The 18,226-nt window shown below is 37.7% G+C and carries 13 protein-coding genes; 4 read left to right on the top strand and 9 right to left on the bottom strand.

The annotated features are described in order from the left end of the window. Positions 1-256 precede the first annotated feature (256 nt). Entirely contained in the window at positions 257-1,618 is a 1,362-nt protein-coding gene (locus tag NMK36_RS09725) for an APC family permease (RefSeq protein WP_254173629.1), read from the top strand. A 3-nt stretch (positions 1,619-1,621) separates the two neighbouring features. Next, positions 1,622-2,818, top strand: coding sequence for a hypothetical protein (locus tag NMK36_RS09730; RefSeq protein WP_072722211.1), 1,197 nt, complete (start codon positions 1,622-1,624; stop codon positions 2,816-2,818). A 67-nt stretch (positions 2,819-2,885) separates the two neighbouring features. Here NMK36_RS09730 and cutA read toward each other — a convergent pair whose 3' ends face one another. Then, positions 2,886-3,209, bottom strand: a complete 324-nt coding sequence (cutA, locus tag NMK36_RS09735; protein ID WP_072722210.1) for a divalent-cation tolerance protein CutA — start codon at positions 3,207-3,209, stop codon at positions 2,886-2,888. Between the two features lie 24 nt (positions 3,210-3,233). Then, positions 3,234-4,145, bottom strand: coding sequence for a pentapeptide repeat-containing protein (locus NMK36_RS09740; protein ID WP_072722209.1), 912 nt, complete (start codon positions 4,143-4,145; stop codon positions 3,234-3,236). A gap of 465 nt (positions 4,146-4,610) precedes the next feature. Here NMK36_RS09740 and NMK36_RS09745 point away from each other — a divergent pair, with 465 nt between their 5' ends. Further along, positions 4,611-10,856, top strand: a complete 6,246-nt coding sequence (locus tag NMK36_RS09745; protein WP_254173630.1) for a translocation/assembly module TamB domain-containing protein — start codon at positions 4,611-4,613, stop codon at positions 10,854-10,856. Positions 10,857-10,871: 15 nt separating this feature from the next. On the opposite strand, the gene NMK36_RS09750 is transcribed toward NMK36_RS09745, so the two are convergent. The 6 genes from NMK36_RS09750 to NMK36_RS09775 form a co-directional block, all read right to left on the bottom strand. Then, a complete protein-coding gene (locus NMK36_RS09750; RefSeq protein WP_254173631.1) occupies positions 10,872-11,375 on the bottom strand; it encodes an ATP-binding protein in 504 nt (167 codons plus the stop codon). A gap of 305 nt (positions 11,376-11,680) precedes the next feature. Next, entirely contained in the window at positions 11,681-12,778 is a 1,098-nt protein-coding gene (locus tag NMK36_RS09755; protein WP_254173632.1) for a DJ-1/PfpI/YhbO family deglycase/protease, read from the bottom strand. A 229-nt stretch (positions 12,779-13,007) separates the two neighbouring features. Then, positions 13,008-13,913: a polysaccharide deacetylase family protein gene (locus NMK36_RS09760; RefSeq protein ID WP_254173633.1), complete on the bottom strand. Its 906-nt coding sequence runs from the start codon at positions 13,911-13,913 to the stop codon at positions 13,008-13,010. A gap of 605 nt (positions 13,914-14,518) precedes the next feature. Further along, positions 14,519-15,010, bottom strand: a complete 492-nt coding sequence (locus NMK36_RS09765; protein WP_072722205.1) for a plastocyanin/azurin family copper-binding protein — start codon at positions 15,008-15,010, stop codon at positions 14,519-14,521. A gap of 146 nt (positions 15,011-15,156) precedes the next feature. Beyond that, a complete protein-coding gene (locus NMK36_RS09770; RefSeq protein ID WP_072722204.1) occupies positions 15,157-15,597 on the bottom strand; it encodes a VOC family protein in 441 nt (146 codons plus the stop codon). A 10-nt stretch (positions 15,598-15,607) separates the two neighbouring features. Next, positions 15,608-16,117 carry a TIGR02652 family protein gene (locus NMK36_RS09775; protein WP_072722203.1) on the bottom strand — a complete coding sequence of 170 codons (510 nt, stop codon included), beginning with the start codon at positions 16,115-16,117 and terminating at the stop codon, positions 15,608-15,610. A gap of 100 nt (positions 16,118-16,217) precedes the next feature. Between NMK36_RS09775 and NMK36_RS09780 the strand changes: the two genes are divergently transcribed. After that, positions 16,218-16,757, top strand: coding sequence for a gamma carbonic anhydrase family protein (locus NMK36_RS09780; RefSeq protein WP_072722202.1), 540 nt, complete (start codon positions 16,218-16,220; stop codon positions 16,755-16,757). Positions 16,758-16,768: 11 nt separating this feature from the next. Here the strand turns inward: NMK36_RS09780 and NMK36_RS09785 are convergent, their stop codons facing one another. Beyond that, entirely contained in the window at positions 16,769-18,223 is a 1,455-nt protein-coding gene (locus NMK36_RS09785; RefSeq protein ID WP_254173634.1) for an MlaD family protein, read from the bottom strand. Between the last annotated feature and the right edge of the window lie 3 nt (positions 18,224-18,226).

Genomic DNA, 18,226 nt, shown 5'->3' on the forward strand with positions numbered 1-18,226 from the left:
AAAACCATTAAAAATCAACTTAGAGATAGATAACTTAATCTTTGATTGGCAATAAAATCTAAAAAACGCTTTAAATGTCAGTTTTATATGCCTAATTTACCAATCAATGATGCCATAACAACAAAATCAAGTTTTGGAAGAAGTGAGAACAATTTTAAGCTTAAATAAAGGGGACAACCCGTGATTTTATGAAAATGTAGGATAGAAAATTAGATTAAAATCTGCTATAGTCCTACTGAATTCATTAAAAATATTCATGACTTCATCTAACGATACTCCATCTCTTGATTCTACCTCGGATTTCCCTAATATAGTCCCACCATCCCAGGGTAAAATCTCATTATTAACAGCAATTTGTATTGTCGTTGCTAATATGATTGGAACGGGTGTGTTTACCAGTTTAGGGTTTCAAGTCATCGATATTCAATCGGGTTTTGCCATTTTGTTTTTGTGGTTAATTGGCGGTATTTTTGCCCTTTCAGGTGCTTTGTGTTATGGGGAATTAGGCGCAGCAATGCCTCGTTCTGGGGGAGAATATCATTATCTATCTAAAATTTACCATCCTCTGTTGGGGTTTCTCTCTGGATGGGTTTCTGTCACTGTTGGTTTTGCCGCTCCCATTGCCGCCACAGCGATGGCTTTTGGTAAGTATATATCCAGTGTATTTCCTATATTTAATTATCCTACACTAATCGCTTTAATAGCCGTTATATTAGTTTCTTTTATTCATAGCCAAACCTTGAAAATAGGCAGTATATTTCAACAAAGCTTTACTGTTCTAAAAGTAATTCTTATCTTGATTTTTATTCTCTGTGGATTCAGCTTTGCTAACCCCCAACCGATTCAATTTTTACCCAATATTAATGATTTTTCGATAATTTTAAGTTCCTCTTTTGCCATTTCTTTAGTCTATGTTACCTATTCCTATTCCGGTTGGAACGCAGCCGTTTATTTAGCGAGTGAACTCCAAGAACCTGAAAAAAACTTACCACGCTCGCTCTTAATTGGCACATTAATTGTGACAATTCTATATCTACTTCTGAATTTTATTTTTCTCTATACCACACCCCTAAACCAATTAGCCGGACAATTAGAAATTGGTTATATTGCAGCCCAACAAATTTTCGGCAACTTTGGGGCAAAATTAATGGGATTATTAATTGGGTTTGGTTTGATTTCTTCTATCAGTTCAATGGTATTAACCGGGCCAAGAGTTACCCAAGTCATCGGAGAAGATATTCCTTTATTTAAAATTTTATCTCGAAAAAATAAACATGGAATTCCTTATTATGCGATCTGTTTCCAACTCGCAATTGTGATGATTTTAATCATTACAGCCAGCTTTGAAGCCGTAATTACCTATTTAGGATTTACCTTAACCCTGTGTTCGGTGATTACCGTTTTAGGGGTTTTTGTTTATCGATGGCGCTGTCCTGATGCTCCCCGTCCTTATCAAACTTGGGGATATCCTATTACCCCAATTATTTTTTTAGGAATTAGCCTTTGGATGCTAATATTTATTTTTCAGGATAAACCTTTAGAATCCTTAGCTGGATTAGGAACAATAGCCTTAGGTTTACCCTTCTATTTTATCGGTGTTCACAAAAAATTAGTATAGTCTATGAAAATCAAAGCCTTATTAGCCCTTATTTTAACGGTTACTGGATTGCAATCTTGTTCTCAAACTCAACCTCAACAAGATATTGAAACACCTCAACCTGAAGTCAGTCAAACGAAAACAACACCACCAATTCCCCCTAAACCTGTTGACTCTTTAGCTAGTTATGACCCAAAAAAAGCTGATAATTTAACCGATACAGCTAAATTGATGGCTGGAATGAAAGTAGATGCCAAAAGCAAACTTTATTCCTTAGAAAAATCAAATTTTTGGATGAATTATCATAATTTTATTGATTCGGCTTGGTCAAAACTCGAAAAACAACAACTGGCGAAAGTCAGTCAATGGTCAGAACAAGAATTAGCGACGATTAATCAATCCAATCCTGAGATTTTTTATCCCTTTAGTGGCCCTGATTTTTTATATGCTTATTTATTTTTTCCCACATCTAAAAAATATGTTCTTACTGCTTTAGAACCCGTTGGAACTCTTCCTGATTTTAATCAATTATCGGAAACTCAACGTAATCAAAAGTTAGCGGATGTTAAAAACTCTCTTTATTCTTTACTTCAGTTTAGCTTTTTTCAAACCAAAGAAATGAAATCTGATTTATCGAATCAAGGCGTTTTACCGTTAATTGTATTCTTTATGGCAAGAACCAATAATAGAATTTTAGATCTACAATATATTGGATTAGATCAAGATGCTAAAATTCAAAAGTTTGAAAAAGGAATGATTCCAGGGGTAAAAATTGATTTTGTTCCTAAAGGGGAAAAACAACCGCGAACATTATATTATTTTTCCGCAGATATTTCCGATGACGGCTTGAAAAAAACACCCCAATACAGCCAATTTGTTAAACAAATTAATCAACCCGTGACCTATCTTAAAGCCGCATCCTATTTAATGCACAGACCCACTTTTTCAGCAATTCGAGAATTAATTCTGGATCAAAGTCAAGCCATTTTACAAGATGATTCTGGGATACCGCTTAAATCCTTTGCAGAAAAACAATGGAATTTAGATTTTTTTGGAACCTATACCGCCCCCATTTCCTTATTTAGTGTTCGTTATCAATCGGATTTAAGGAAAGTTTATCAAACTAATTCTTCTATAAAACCGCTTAATTTTGGAGTCGGTTATAAGTTTGGGGTGAACCAATCCAATATGATGTTAGCGACGAAAAAGGAAAAACCTTAAGGCTAATTGTATCTTAAATACCTGAATAAGAAGGATAAAATTATTAAGAGAAAATGAAAATTTAATTTTAATGTTTCTGAGTTTGTTCAGAAATCCAGTTTAAATAATCCCCCGAACCTTTAATAATCGGTAACGCAATAATTTCAGGGACTTCGTAAGAGTGAAGTTGTTTGATTTTTGTTTCTAACTGCTCAAACTGTCTGAGATCGGTTTTGATCATTAATTGCCATTCATCCTCCTGACATAATTCTGATTTCCAGGTATAAATCGAATGAATAGGCATTAAGCTAACACAAGCCGCCAGTTTTTTTTCAACTAAAGCTTGAGCAATTTTTTCCGCTTCTAACCTAGAACTTGCCGTAACAAGCACTACCGCATAATCTGTTCCCATTGATGTCTGATTAACTCTTTATAATCATGATCTTAACTCAATCGCACACTTTTGAGTATGAGCTTGATATAAATTAGAACAAGTAATCGCTAAATCCAGATAAAGTTTTAAAGATTGAGGTAATTTTGCGCCTTGAAATTGAGTTCCTTCAAGGGTTGCTCCCAATAAAGACGCATCTCTTAAATCGGCATTCCTTAAGTCAGCTTGAGGTAATTTTGCCCAGTTTAAATTAGCCCACATCAGACTCGCTCGTTCTAAATTAGCCCCGGTTAAATCTGCGTTTGTTAACCGAATTCCTCGCATTTGAGCTTTACTAAAGTTAGTATTAATTAAGGTGGCATCTTCTAAATCTGCACCATTAAGCCTAGCTTCACTTAGATTTACACCCTCAAGATTAACTCGACTTAATTTAAGACCATTCATATAAGCTTTTTGCAGATTAGCTCCGTTTAATTCTGCTCCGAATAGGTTGGCTCCACTGAGTTTTGCCGCGATTAAATTCGCCCATTTTAAGTTAACTCCCGTTAAATTTGCTTCTCTTAAATTGGTTAATTGTAAATTTGCCGAGCATAAATTAGCATTAGGGAGTGTGGCGCGTCTTAAATTAGCTCCCGTCAAAATAGCACCGCTCAAATTAGCATTAGGAAGTTTAGCTTTGACTAAAAAAGCACCACTCAAATTGGCTTTACTCAGGTTAGCATCCCCTAATTTTGCTTCGTTCATTTTGGCATAACTGAGATTAGCACGATGCAAACAGGCCCCATTCAATTTGACCCGACTCAGGAAGGCTCGACTAAGGTTGGCTCCCGTCAGGTTCGCTCTGGAAAGGTTAACGCCAATCAAAATCGTACCCGATAGGTCTGCACCTTGGAGGTCTACCTCTGTAAAATTGGTTTCCCCTTCTTCGTACTGCCTCAAGAGTTGGCTGACTAGCATAGATGTATGGCTCCAGTTTCCTTGGCTTGTATTTTCAATATACCCGGAAATCTTAAGAAAGTTTTTATATTTTTGTGTTTAACATTTTTTAATAATTGTCAAAACGAAATTGGGTTTTTCCCCTTGTATTTTGTGGCTATCCCCGTATATGCACTGAATTTTAGGTAATAATTGAATAGATTGTAGAAATTTAACTCCGGGAGAATACTTAATTAATTAAAATTAAATAAACTTTGACTGATAAGAATGCTGTAGCTTACCTGTTAATCAACGAGTGTAAACTTCAGAAAACCCGCTCAATTTAAGTTTAATATTGATACAGGAATCCAACTTGATGAACCAGAAGTTCGCCTTAACACGTTATTAATTTTATCCACCTACTATTTTATGCAGTTCACTGCTAAAATGCTAAAGTCTCAATTGCTTCTATAATAGTGTTTTGATTCACCCAGAGCCAGATTTGAGATGACTCATTCTCCTAATCCTAATTCTGAACCAATTTTACATCCCCGACAACGGTTAAGGCGCATCCTGGTTTGGGGGGGTGTCGGATGCGGAATCACCCTCTTAACAGTGGGAACAACAGCCGCCTGGTTTATTCGATATCGGTTAGCACCCATTATTGGCAGTACCTTAGAAACTATTATACAACGGCCTGTTAATGTCGGCCCCGTTGAAGGATTTACCCTTAATAGTATTCGTTTTGGTCACTCATCTATTCCCCCTACCGCAACAGATACTGATAAAGCTGTAGCGGAAGCCGTAGAAGTTAATTTTTCCCTTTTATCCTTATATAAACCCAAAGTTCAACTGGATATTACATTAGTTAAACCTAATATTTATATCGAAGAAGACGCATCAGGAAATTGGCTAAATACAAAGCTAAATTTAGATCCGAATCCTGCCATTACTTTAGTTTTTAGAACCATTGGCATTGAAAAGGCTCAAATTAATTTAATGCCTTATGAGATTTTGAAAGCTAATTCCCAAGGAACTAAAACGCAAAAACCAATTAAAATTGGGGTTGATCAAGTTAGAGCTAACTTAAGCGAAGATAATGCTCGAATTCAAGCAGATTTAGCTGGAACAATTGGGGATACGGGAACCTTTGCAATTAAGGGAGATGCCTTACTAGAACCAGGCAGAGTAAATGCCCAAATTCAAGCCAATCGTATAGATTTACCCTTAATCGCCTGGTTTGTTTCTACTCCGGGTGTGTCCGTCAAACAAGGGAAATTAAATACAAATTTAAGCGTTAAATTAGAGAATTATAAACCCCTAGATGTTCGAGGAACGTTAAATTTAGATCAAATTAAAGTTGGGGTTGAAAATCTTCCCGATACGGTTAATTTAAGTCAAGCTAAATTGCGATTTGCGGGAACTCAACTGATTATTGATCAGTTTAATACAACAATGGGGGATTTAGCTCTCAATCTGAAGGGATCTGTTTTAACAAATCCTAATTTAGAATTGGCTAAAACTCAAGTTAATTTAGCAGCTAATTTAAAACCTGTTCAAATTTCAACGCTGTTAAAAACTGTAGAAAGAATTCAAGGAGAACCTCTGAAATTACCGTTTCCGATTACGGGAGAATTAAAAGCTGATGTCAACTTAAAAGGCTATTTACAAACCCCTCAAATTTCAGGAACGATTGCTACTACTCAAAAAACGTTAGTTGATCGAATTTATTTTGATACAATTCAAACCGATTTTAATCTATTAGCCAAATTTGATCCCAATTTTAAAATTTTAGCCGATCCGGTTATTGGTATTCAAAATTTATTAATTCAACCATCCGTTGGCGGTTCCGTTAAGGGAAATGGAGAAGTTCAATTAAACGGATTAACGGCATTATTAGGAACCCAACCGGAACTGCTTAAACCCGGTGATAAAGTCATTATCCGTCAACAAAAACCCACTCCGAATCAATCGCTCCCAACCTTACCTCCAAAGCCTGAAATTACAACCCGAAAAGTCGAATTTAATCCGACGGTTAAGTTAGATTTTACTGTAGATAATATTCCAGGGGATGCGATCGCTCAATCCTATGGACTTTTACCAAGTTTTAGAATTGGTAATTTATCCGCAAATGCTCAAGTTTCTGGAAATTTAGACAACTTAAAAGGTGAGGCTAAATTTAGCTTACCCTCGGCGACCTATCCGATGTTGGGTCAAGCTCAATTTGCAGGAACAACGGCGAAAGTACAAGTTGAAATTGCTAACGGTAATCTGAATCTGATTGCTCAAAAAAATAATAATGATATTTGGAACGCTGAAATTTTAGGGAATCAAATTGCAATCACGCCTTTAGTAGATTTAGGCTTATTATTTGCCTCCCTACCCAATGCGACAAAACAACAAATTCAATCGGTTGATTTAACTGATGGTCGTTTGAATCTCGCTGCAAAATTATCAGGAAATTTAAAGGGATTTTCTTTAAATACTTTAATTGCAGATAGTCAAATTCAACTTAATTTTCGGGATAGCACGATTAATGCGATCGCTCAACTGCAAAACGGACTATTTAAAACGGAATTTTCCAGCGATAATTTAGCCTTACCTCGATTAATTAATATTGGATTACCCTTAGCAAATTTACCCCAGACCACAACCGCACAACTGCAAAACTTAGATTTCAGCCAAGGAACTTTACAAATTGCAGGTTCTCTCAACGGAAATATAGAAAATTTTACCCCGAATAGCCTCACGGGAAACGCAAAAACAATAATTAATTTAGGAAATTTAGGGGGAATCATTACCGCCAATAGCCAAATCAATCAAGGACAGTTTAAAGGCGAATTTAACGCCAGAGATATTCAATTAAATCCTTGGATTAATTTAGGCTTACCCCTTGCTAATTTACCCAATAATGTTAAAACTCAAATTCAAACAATTGACCTGCGGAATAGTCGTTTAACTGGGGGGGGAAATATTACCGGAAATTTAGATAACTTAAACCTAAATACGCTAATTGCTAACGCATCAGGACAAGTTAATTTAGGTAATTTTGGCGGTACGATTAATGCAGAAGGACAATTACAAAATAATCAGTTAATAGCTCAAGTCATTACCAATCAAATTCCTCTACAACCTTTAATTAATTTAGGATTACCCTTAGCCAATTTACAACCCAGTTTAGTCGCTGAAATTAACGCTTTAAATTTACAAGGAGGATTTCTCCAAGGTTCAGCTAACTTTCGCGGAAATTTAACCAATTTTTCACCCAATAACTTAATAGCCAGTCTGGACGGACAAGTTAATTTAGGTCAAGGAGGAGGCTTAGTTTTAGCAACTGGAGAAACCCAACAAGGACAATGGAAAGCAGGTTTTAAAGGAGATGAAATTGCCCTTAGTCGGTTCTCTCGGTTAGTCGAATCTCAAATCCCTGAACTCATGGCTAGTTTACATCAAAACGGACTGCTAGACCAAGCAGAAAATATGCCTTTATTACGAGGATTATTAAATACTGAAATTATCGGACAGGGAAATCTAGCCTCTATTAATCCTAAAACGATCCAAGCTTTAGGCCAATTACGACTAACAGAATTACCGATTATTAAACAACCCTTTGATGCCATTGCGAGTTGGAATGGTCAACAAATTAATATTCAAAAAGCAGAAACCCCAGGATTTTCAACCGATGGGTTTGTTGGGGTTGAATTTCAAGGAAATGGTATTCTCCAACTCTCAAATTTAAACTTAAATGTTCGGGTCAATAATTTTGATTTACAATCTCCCTTAGCTCAAAATATTTTAGCAATTTTACCCCCAGAAGTTACAACCGGAGATAGCCCTTTAGTGGCGGGAATTGTTAATTTTAATGGGAAGTTAACCGGAACCCTTTCCGCCTTAAATTTAAACGGAGATTTAAGATTAAATAATTTTGCCCTGCGGGATGTCACTTTTGATCCCCTTTTAGCAGGAACCGTTAATATTAGTCCCGGTCAGCAGGTAAATGTTGCTTTAGCAGGAGAACAGGATAAAATAGAACTGGTTTTAGATGATAAATACTTACCGATTTCATTCTTAGTTCAACGGGATAAAAGCTTATTAGTCGGACAATCCCAAGGCAATAATTTAAACATTAGTTTAGAACAATTTCCCCTACAAACTTTAAGTTTTTCTCCTTTAGCCCAATTCGATATTGGACTGTTAAAAGGGATAGCATCGGGACAAGTTACAGTTTCTAATTTAGCCAGTTTTAACCTGAATCAAATTGCTGCAACGGGAAATATTATTGTTCAAGAACCCGCTTTAGGATATATTCAAGCGGATTCCTTTAAAGGAAATTTTAATTATCAAAATGGAATTGCAACCTTAACGGATGCTGAACTGAAGAAGGGAATCACTCAAGTTTTAATTAATACTAAAGCCCAGGTTTCTGAAATTTTAGCCAGTCTTTCCGCACCCAATACCCAAAATTTATCAACTGTATCCAATCAATTTGAAGGAACCATTAAAATCCCCCAAGGTAGTTTACAAGATGTCTTAACCGCCTTAAAAATCTTTAATTTAGAAGATTTAGCCAGAGGATTAAAACCCCCTGACTATGCAACAGCTACAGAAGTCGCCCCAGTACCCGTCGGTTTACCAGGAAATCCCACATTATTGCAACAATTACGACGATTTGCAGAAATTCAAGCCATCTTACAACAATCAATTGAAGAAGCCGCGAAGGAACCTTTACCTCCCTTACAAGATTTACAAGGAAAATTTACCGGAGAAATTGCTTTTCAAGGTTCAATTCAATCAGGAATTCAAGCGACTGCAACGGTTAAAGGTGAAGATTGGAACTATGGAAAATATAGGGCTGATCAGTTTCTATTAGACGCTAATTTCGCTGATAATGTTTTACGAGTTGAACCTATACAACTGCGTTCGGGTGCAACATTATATGATTTTCGCGGACAATTAAATTTAGCCAATCAACAACCCTCTGGTCAATTACGAGTTAAAAATATCCGCTTAGAAGAAATTGAAAAAATTGTCGATTTACCGAATGTTGATTTAACCGGACAATTAAATGTGCGGGCGAGTGTTGGGGGAACTTTAGATAATCCCCAAGCATCGGGAGAATTAACTTTATTAGAAGCAACAGTCAATGGTGATCCGGTTCAAGAAGCTCAAAGCAGTTTTAGTTATAATAATGCTCGCTTAAGATTTGGAGGTAGCTTATTAGTTACTGAAGTTGATCCTATTGCTTTTAAAGGAACTCTCCCCTTTAAATTACCCTTTGCTAAAGTCACTCCAGAAAGCGATTTAGTGGATGTGCGAGTGGATATTAAAGATGAAGGGTTAGCGGTGATTAATTTACTGAATCCTGAGTTAAATTGGCAAGAAGGAAAGGGGTTAGTCCAATTAAGAATTAGTGGCAGTTTGCAACAACCAGAAACAGGAGGAATTAAACTCAATCTCAAACCGGAAGGGTTATTTAAAATTCAAGATGCAGTCTTAACCGCCCGCAGTTTAGAACAGTCTATTGTAGGATTAAGTGGAACGGCTTTATTTACAGGCGATCGCATTCAGGTTAAAGAAATTAAAGGGGAATTACAAGGAGATAAAGGAACAGGAAATATCCTCTTAAGTGGCGTTTTACCCGTGTCTTCTCCCTTGGCTGAAACTGATCCCGATCTGCAAACTCCTCTACAATTAAGCTTAGATCAATTAACCCTAAATTTACCCGATCTCTATAAAGGAAATGCTTCCGGTGCTATCACAATTACAGGAACAGCTTTAAAACCCAAATTAGGCGGAGAAGTCGTATTAAGTAAGGGAAGAGTGATTTTACCGTCTCAAGAAACCGCCACCTTACCAACCGATACCCCAGAAACAAATTCTCAATCACCGGTGAATGTCAGTTTAAATGGATTAAAACTTACATTAGCCGATAATATTCAAGTCATGACGCCCCCAATTTTAGATGCTCCTTTAATTAATTTTACTGCCAAAGGAACAATTCAATTGAATGGAAGTTTAGCGAGTATTAATGATATTCGTCCTCAAGGAACCATTGACTTAACGGGAGGACAAGTGAATCTTTATACCAGTCAATTACGATTAGATCGAGGCTATCCTCAACAAGCCATCTTTGTTCCTTCTGAGGGACTCGACCCCATTTTAAACGTTCGCTTAGTCACCCGTGTTCCTGAAGCGGTGCGGTTTGTTTCTCCTCCCTCTGCATTCCCGGCTGAACAAACGGAAGCCTTAAGTCCGTCTCGGTTTGGAACTGTGCGAACGATTCGTATTGTTGCCCTTGTGCGCGGCCCGGCATCGGAAATTAATGATATTATTAAGTTACAAAGTTCTCCGCCTCGTTCTCAAAATGAATTAGTCGCTTTATTGGGTGGAAGTGTGATTCAAGGCATTCAAGATGATAGTACATTAGTATTAGCAAATATTGCCAGCGCGGGATTATTTGGTAAGCTACAGCAGGATATTATTAATGCAACGGGATTAACGGAATTTAGAATTTATCCCTCACGGGTTGCTGAACGAGGTTCGAGTGGAAGAGCTTCAGCATTAGGGGTGGGAATTGAAGTGGGTTTAGATGTAACCAATAATACCTATGTGTCTTTAAGTCGTGTCTTAGCGGCTCATCAACCTTTTCTATTTAATATTAATTATCGTCTGAATGATAATTTATTGTTACGCGGAGCTACAAATTTCGGTAATGAAAGTGAAATTCGGTTTGAGTATGAAACGCGATTTTAAGTTAATTGTTGACTGTTAATAGTTAGTGATTAGTAGAATTTTTAAATCGAGATATCCAGGTTTTACAGGATAAATGGTAATAAATCCTTCTGATAAAGTGGGAGGAAAATTGGCGATCGCTTGTCCCATTTTTTCAATAACAAATTCAGGAACCTGGCGCTGGCGATTTTGATTCCATTGTTTGCAAATTTCTATCGGGGTTTCTAATACCCAAGCCATCCAATAACGAGGGATTTCAGGAGAAATTAAAGCAATTTTTTCTAACAGTTCGAGTCGCCATCGGGGATAAGCATTAGTCGCATCATAAATAATCGGTTGAGAAGAAGCGATCGCCGTTTCCATTTGTCTTAAAACTTCTGCTTCAATTTCTGACCAATTCCCCTGAATAATTTCCTCCCCATAAAGTTGTTCTCGAATTCGATCTGTAGAAATAATAATACCCTGGGTAATTTCCGCAAGTTGTTGAGCAATCGTTGACTTTCCTGAACCCGGAACCCCAATCATAAAATGACATATCATATTCCATGCGATTAAAAGATTTGGCTGTTTAGCAGATAGAATAGGAAACCGCTATATAGCAAGTTTAAATCAATTGTATAAAATAGTCAGCCCAATTATTAATCCCCAAAAATACTGTGATTTCTAGGTAGGGGCGAGGTTACCTCCCCCTTACGATAATTTTGGAATTAAAACAGTTGTACAATTAATTTAGATTCACGGGATAAAATAGCGATCGCCTCTCTTCTCCAATTATGGACAATGAGATTAAGAAGCGATCGCTCAAAAAAATTTGTTGTTGAGTTTTAACCTTGAATTCAAACAACCTACAGACTGATAGCAGCACCCGTAGAAGGGGTCGCAGGTTCAGGAGATTTTGACCCTAACATGGTTTGATAAAGTTCGACTAATTGTTGTTCTTGTTCGGCTAAATGTTGTTCAATTTCGGTAAATAAAGCCGTTGAAATTGGGTCAGTGGTTTGAACCCGTAAATTAAAAACATCAACAACCCCGGTTTGAATATCCCCTAATGCTCGTTTTGTAACCGCTATATCATCACTAGACTGTAACCAACTTTTTAACTTCGCATAGGGTTCCGCCATTGCTGATGGTAAACTCGGTTTTTCTCCTAACTCTTGCAAACGAGTTTCTAATTGATCAATATGTCGCCGTTTAATCGCAATAAAATCCTTCAACAGTAATTTTAATTTTAGATAATCCGCTTTTTCGGCATACTGTTCTAAGGCTTCTAAAGAATAATGTTCTCCTGCTAAAGCCGTATTCAATGCTTTAGCTATTTCTCCTTTGGTAGAACCTCCCCAAGCATCCGCTAATTTCCACCATTCCGCTAAATTGTTATTTTCATCAGGAAGACCCGCTTGTTTTCCTAACCCTAATCGGTGTAAAATTGCAGTGGTAAAAATCGCTAAATCTCCGGGTTGACGAGAGGTGATTAAATTACCATCTATAACTACAGGTTTATTTAGATAAATTGCCCCAGAATTCATCATATCTTTGCGAATAGACACAAACCCCGTTGCATTTTTCCCGCGCAATAAATCTCCTTCAATTAATACCTGGGGGCCATGACAAACCGCAGCGACCCATTTTCCTTGTTCCATCATCGCCTGCACAAATCTAACTGTATTGGGGTTACAGCGCATTTTATCGGGTGCCATTCCCCCCGGAATAATCACAGCATCAAAGTCTTCTGGACGGGCTTCTGTCGTCGTTCCATCGGCAGAATGAGTCATTTTTCCCTGTTTTCCTTTGTATTTTTCATTCATCCGAGAACCAAGAACAACGGTTTCCACCTCGGACATTTTAAAGGCATTATAAGGAATCAGAAACTCTGCATCTTCGACTCCATTTTCAATTAAAATTGCCACCCGCTTTTTAGATGAACTGTTATTGTTTAATGCCATGCTATTCTCCTAATGATGATGAATTTACTATTAAAGTTTGCATGAACAATCTGAGCTTTAAAATGGGTTATTTTGGGGCTGTATAAGCTCAATTGATTCCTTGACCCTTTTATTATTTTAAAGAGTTAAAACTCTAAAATTCATCTGTCAAAGGTTGGAGAAATGATGAGACTAGAGTGTGCTGACTAAAATTCCATCAATGATTACCTCGTTCGTGGAATTTAGCTTACTATTCAGATAAGGCTAATAATTCAGGAACAGTGACAAACCGATAGCCTCGTTTTTGTAATTCAGGAATGATCATCTTTAAAGCTTCTATGGTTTGAAACCGATTTCCACCGCCATCGTGCATTAAAACAATATCCCCTGGACGGGCTTGATTTAAAACCCGATCTGCTAAAATTTCAGCCGAAGCCTGTTGATAGTCTTTCGTATCAATTGACCACATAATAATGGCATAGTTTTTACTGCGAGCATACTCCGCAGTTCCATTATCTAAAATGCCGCCAGGAGGACGAAATAACCGGGTTTTTAACCCTGTCATTAACTGTAATTTTGCGGCTGTATTTTCAATTTCTGATTTTGCCTGCTGGGACTCCATTTTAACATAAGGATGTGTCCAAGTATGATTCCCAACCGCATGACCCCCTTGAACCACTTGTTGTATAATTTCAGGGTATAATACTAAATTGCGACCTAAAATAAAAAATGTGGCTTTAATATCAAACTGTCGTAAAACCACTAACACTTTTAAGGTTTCTAACCAAGGGCCATCATCAAAGGTTAAGGCAATTACTTTTTCTTGATTTCGAGGAGAAACGTGATTAACGGTTTTGCCTTTATAGCGTTCTGGAATTAAAGAATAATAAGGTTTTTCAGGTTTCTTTAAAGTCGGAGGGGGGAAAGGTTGTCTGGGGATAAAGGGGTCTGGTTCTCCTAAAGGGGGAATAGTGGGTTTTTCGATGTAATCTTCAGAAGAATTAATCTCGGCTGGAAGAACCTGATTTTGAGTTGGTAACCCAACAGTCGGCAAAGATACAGCAACTTGGGCTTGATGAAAACTCAAGATAAAAATTCCACTCACACCACCGAGTAGAATTTGTGAAAACCGTTTAAAAGTTATGGAACCTATCATCGGTTTTAACCGTCAGAATAATCTGACTCTAGTTTACGAGACTTTTGCCCTCACTCCCGTAAACCTTCATTAAATTAAATATGAGAATGTTCCTGGTCAGAAACAATCTCCGGTTTGTTGGGTGTTAATGCGATCGCAAATAAAAACGAAACTAACGGCCCTACAATAAAAATAGCCAATTCTAACCCTGTCATAATGTCTCCCTATGGGTTGTGGGTTTCAGTCAGCCCTATTTCCCTCAGATGCAGTGTTAATTATTAGTTCGGTTGGGAACTGATCTCGGTTGAAAAACCGTTTTTGCATCAGAAAATATGCGAATAATACCCCTGATATTCATCAATATACTATAATCACCCTCATCCAGTTTCCCTCTATACTCTGATAGGTCTTAGTTTCACTCAATCTTTAAATCCAGAGCATAAAGCTTTACCTCAGCTAAATTTTATTAATAAATCTTTACGTTTTGAGCAACTTAACCCCCCGTTAATAAACCAGGGCTGTTTCATGGGTCGGAGGAAAAAAAGCAAAGAAATAGCGATGGCCACCTGATAAAATCAAGAGCGCTCACTTATTCTTTACAAAAATCAAGATACTAACAACTGTAATCACGAGTTCTCGGTAATAATAATTTCCCCTTTCATTCCGGCTTCAGTATGTCCGGGGATAGAACAGCGTAAACTATAAGTTCCGGTTCTGATGGGAACGAATACCCAGGTTGCTTCCCCACCCGGTTTTAATTCTAAATCGTGAATTGCACCTTTAACTTCTAATTTTCCAGACTCAACTTTTTGTGTCCAACTCATATCCGCAAAATCTTTAGCGGTGAAATAATGTTTACCGGGACTCGGATTTTTTAAGATTAATTTATAGGGTTTTCCAGCTTCAAATTGGAAGTGATCCGGGAAAAATTTTAATTCTCCTGATTCATTACTTAAACTAACGGTAACTTCCGTTGCCGGTTGACGGGATAAATCAACCGCAGCGAAAGCAGGTTGAATCTCAATAGAATTCAATTCCAAAATTAGGATCAATAATAAACCTAAACCAACAAAAATTTGTTTAAATAATAATTTAAAATCAAAATTAAATTTTATCATGTTTTTACCCTTTTATTTAAAAAAAAACAGAAATTCTCTAGGTTTCAAAGTTTTGATCTAAACTTTTGGGAGAATTATATCAAGTTTGGAAACTTTGAATTCTATATTTTTATGAACAACATTCTTAGGAAATGGGTGGAAATTGCTTAGACAGCCGACAAAATGCGGATAAATTCTAAGGGTAAACCGTCTGTGTCCGCAATAAACATGACTTCATACACCCGATCTCCGATCATTTGTTGCATAGGTTCTAATAGAATTTTTAACGGTTGAAATAAATTGGGCTGTTCTGTAACTCCTTGATTAAACTGATGTTGAAGATGATTCAACCAACTGGCTAAATCAGAAACTTGATCCGTTAAATCAAACGAAAGATGATAATAGCCGACATAATGCTCATCCGAGAACGCATCGGGGGCGGGTTTCGGTTGGGGAATTTCAATTAATTCAATTCGTCCGTTTAACCCTTCCATCCAACACGCTAAGGTATATCCCGTTGTAAACCGTTCACAAACCGTAAATCCCAGGGTTTCATAAAAAGCGATCGCTCGATGAATATTAGCCGTCCGAATTGACGCATGGTGCATGAATTTCCCCCTATTCAAATAATCGAAAATAGGGATAACGGACGGGTACTCCCTGTTCTTTATCTAAATCAAAATTAATCACATCCCAGCACGGTTCATCCTTCGCATCGGGGCTAAATTCCACAGGTAAACCGTATAGTCTCGGTTGTGTGGTATCTGTCCCATTCCGCCAAGGGGCACTGCGTTCTAAATAGGCACTGATTAATTCTTGATAGCGTTTAGCGATAATCACACGGGTAGCCCGATAACCTTGGGTGTAGAGTCGGTCTAACGCTTCATGAATTTCAAATCGAATTCCATCGGGATGGGTATGTTGTCGATACCATTCTCCCTGCCATTCTCGCCAATGACGACCTGATTGCAAATGAACCAACTCACCTGTATTCGGGTCAGCTTCAAAAGCACCATGACGAGGACACAAATAGGTATCCGTCAGCGTAAGAGCCGGAATTTGCTGACGGCAATGGGGACAACTAATCTCTGGGCCAAAAATTGGGTACTGCAAGGCAGAATTCATCATTAAATGGTTTTACACCAGGGCTGTCGTTTATTATAGCTATGGGAATTTTACCCTTTCTTCTCTATTCTAGTTTGTTCGTTTTTCACGGAATGTTACACCCATGTCTGATCAACCTTTGTTGACTCCCCCAACCTATTGGCCTACTGTAGATCTCTCCCAAGCTGCCTTTGTCGCTGCAAATGCGGTGGTAGTGGGTTTTGTGGAAGTTGGGGCTGGGGCGAGTATTTGGTATGGTGCTGTTGTTCGGGGGGATGTGGAACGGATTGTGATTGGAGAAAAAACCAATATTCAGGATGGTGCTATTTTACATGGTGATCCGGGAAAAGTGACACATTTAGAAGATTGTGTTACCGTTGGCCATCGGGCGGTGATTCATGCGGCTCATATTGAACGAGGAAGTTTAATCGGCATTGGGGCGGTTATATTGGACGGGGTGCGAGTGGGAACGGGAAGTATTATTGGGGCGGGTTCGATTGTTACCAAAGATGTTCCTCCGTTTTCTTTAGTTGTTGGTGTTCCAGCAAAACGGATACGGGAAATTTCTCCAGAGGAAGCAGCAGATTTAATTGAACACGCTAAACGGTATGAAAAGTTAGCATTAGTTCATGGGGGGAAAGGAACCGAAACCGGGTTTAGTTAATGCTCTTTTTACTAATGAGTAGGATTTAAAATAGGAGAAGAACTTGTTTCTAGGGGATAGGAAGGTTGAGAAATAAATTTTTGATTTTGATGAACCGAATAATTTGTAGCAGAATCCATCAATTTCTCTACGGTTTCATTGGGTTGTGGTGTTTCGGTGTTAAGAGTTGAAGCTTGATTGAGTGTGGAGAGTGTAACTTGAGTTTTTTCTACTGCTTCTGCTAAGGGTTCTAATTGTTCAGACATGGATTTCTGACGTTCTAACCGTTGAGTTGAACCAAATAATCGACCTAAACCATTAATTAAATTTTTCAGGTTATTTTGCAACTGTTCATCCCCGGTTAATTGATTAACGTCCTCACTAATTTTTTGAAGGGTTTGCAACGTATTGCGGGTGGACGTTAAAGTTTCTTGAATTAGCATTAAGTTTTCAGGATCACTGACTGCTTTTGAGAGAATTCTTAAGTTAGCGGAAGCAGCTTCTGCATTAGCTGAGGTGGCTTCTAAATTTTCAACAATTTTGGCTTGTTCTAGCTGACTCATAATCGGTGTAAGAGTTGTGACTAAAACACTTAATTCTTTTGTGGTTTGATTAATATTTTCTAAGGTAGAAATTAACGTAACACGATTATTAGCTAATAACCCATTAAATTGATTACTCAAAGACGTAATTTGATCCGCCGCACGACCGACTGAGTTTGCAGACTCAACAGCAGCTTTAGACACTCCTTGGGTATCTTGTTGAACACTAGCCGAAAGATTACTGATTTCTGAGGTAAAAGAGGTAACACCTTGATTAACAGATTGATTTAAACCGCCAATTCCTGTATCAAGAGACTCATTTAAGTCTTTCATTTCAGATTGCGCTACTACCAAAAAATCCGATAGTTTTCCTGTCAATTTTGTGGCTTCCTGCGCCGCCGTTGTGGTGGTTTTTGCGGTCGTATTCAAATTAACATATAACTCAGGATTTCCATAGATTTCTGCAAACTGATATAAACTGGAAATCAGTTTCATAATATCAATGCCTGTTTCCGCAGGAATTCGAGTATTATTACACAGAATTGTGTCAGGACAATCAGGACTTAAGGGATCTGCATCGGCGATTTTTTGAGAGGTATTTACTTTAGGAATAATATCTACATATCCTTCATTTAATAAACCAATTTGGTTAGATTGAATAATAATATTACGAGGAATAATAAAACTACTGGGTGTAATTTCTAAGATGGCATCGACAGAATTCAAGTTGGGTTCCAGTCGGGTTACTCGACCGATTTTAACCCCTCGATATCTCACCGGAGTGCCGATTTGTAATGCAGACGCATCAGTAAATTCTGCAATTAAAGTATAGCTGCGAGTGCCTAAACTAATATTTTTGAGCCATAAAATTACGGCTCCCAGCAAACCCAATCCTAACAGAATTAACAAACCAACAGAACCTTCTCGAACGGCGCGCGATCGCATATT

The organism is Planktothrix pseudagardhii (assembly GCF_904830925.1).
GTDB lineage: Bacteria > Cyanobacteriota > Cyanobacteriia > Cyanobacteriales > Microcoleaceae > Planktothrix > Planktothrix tepida.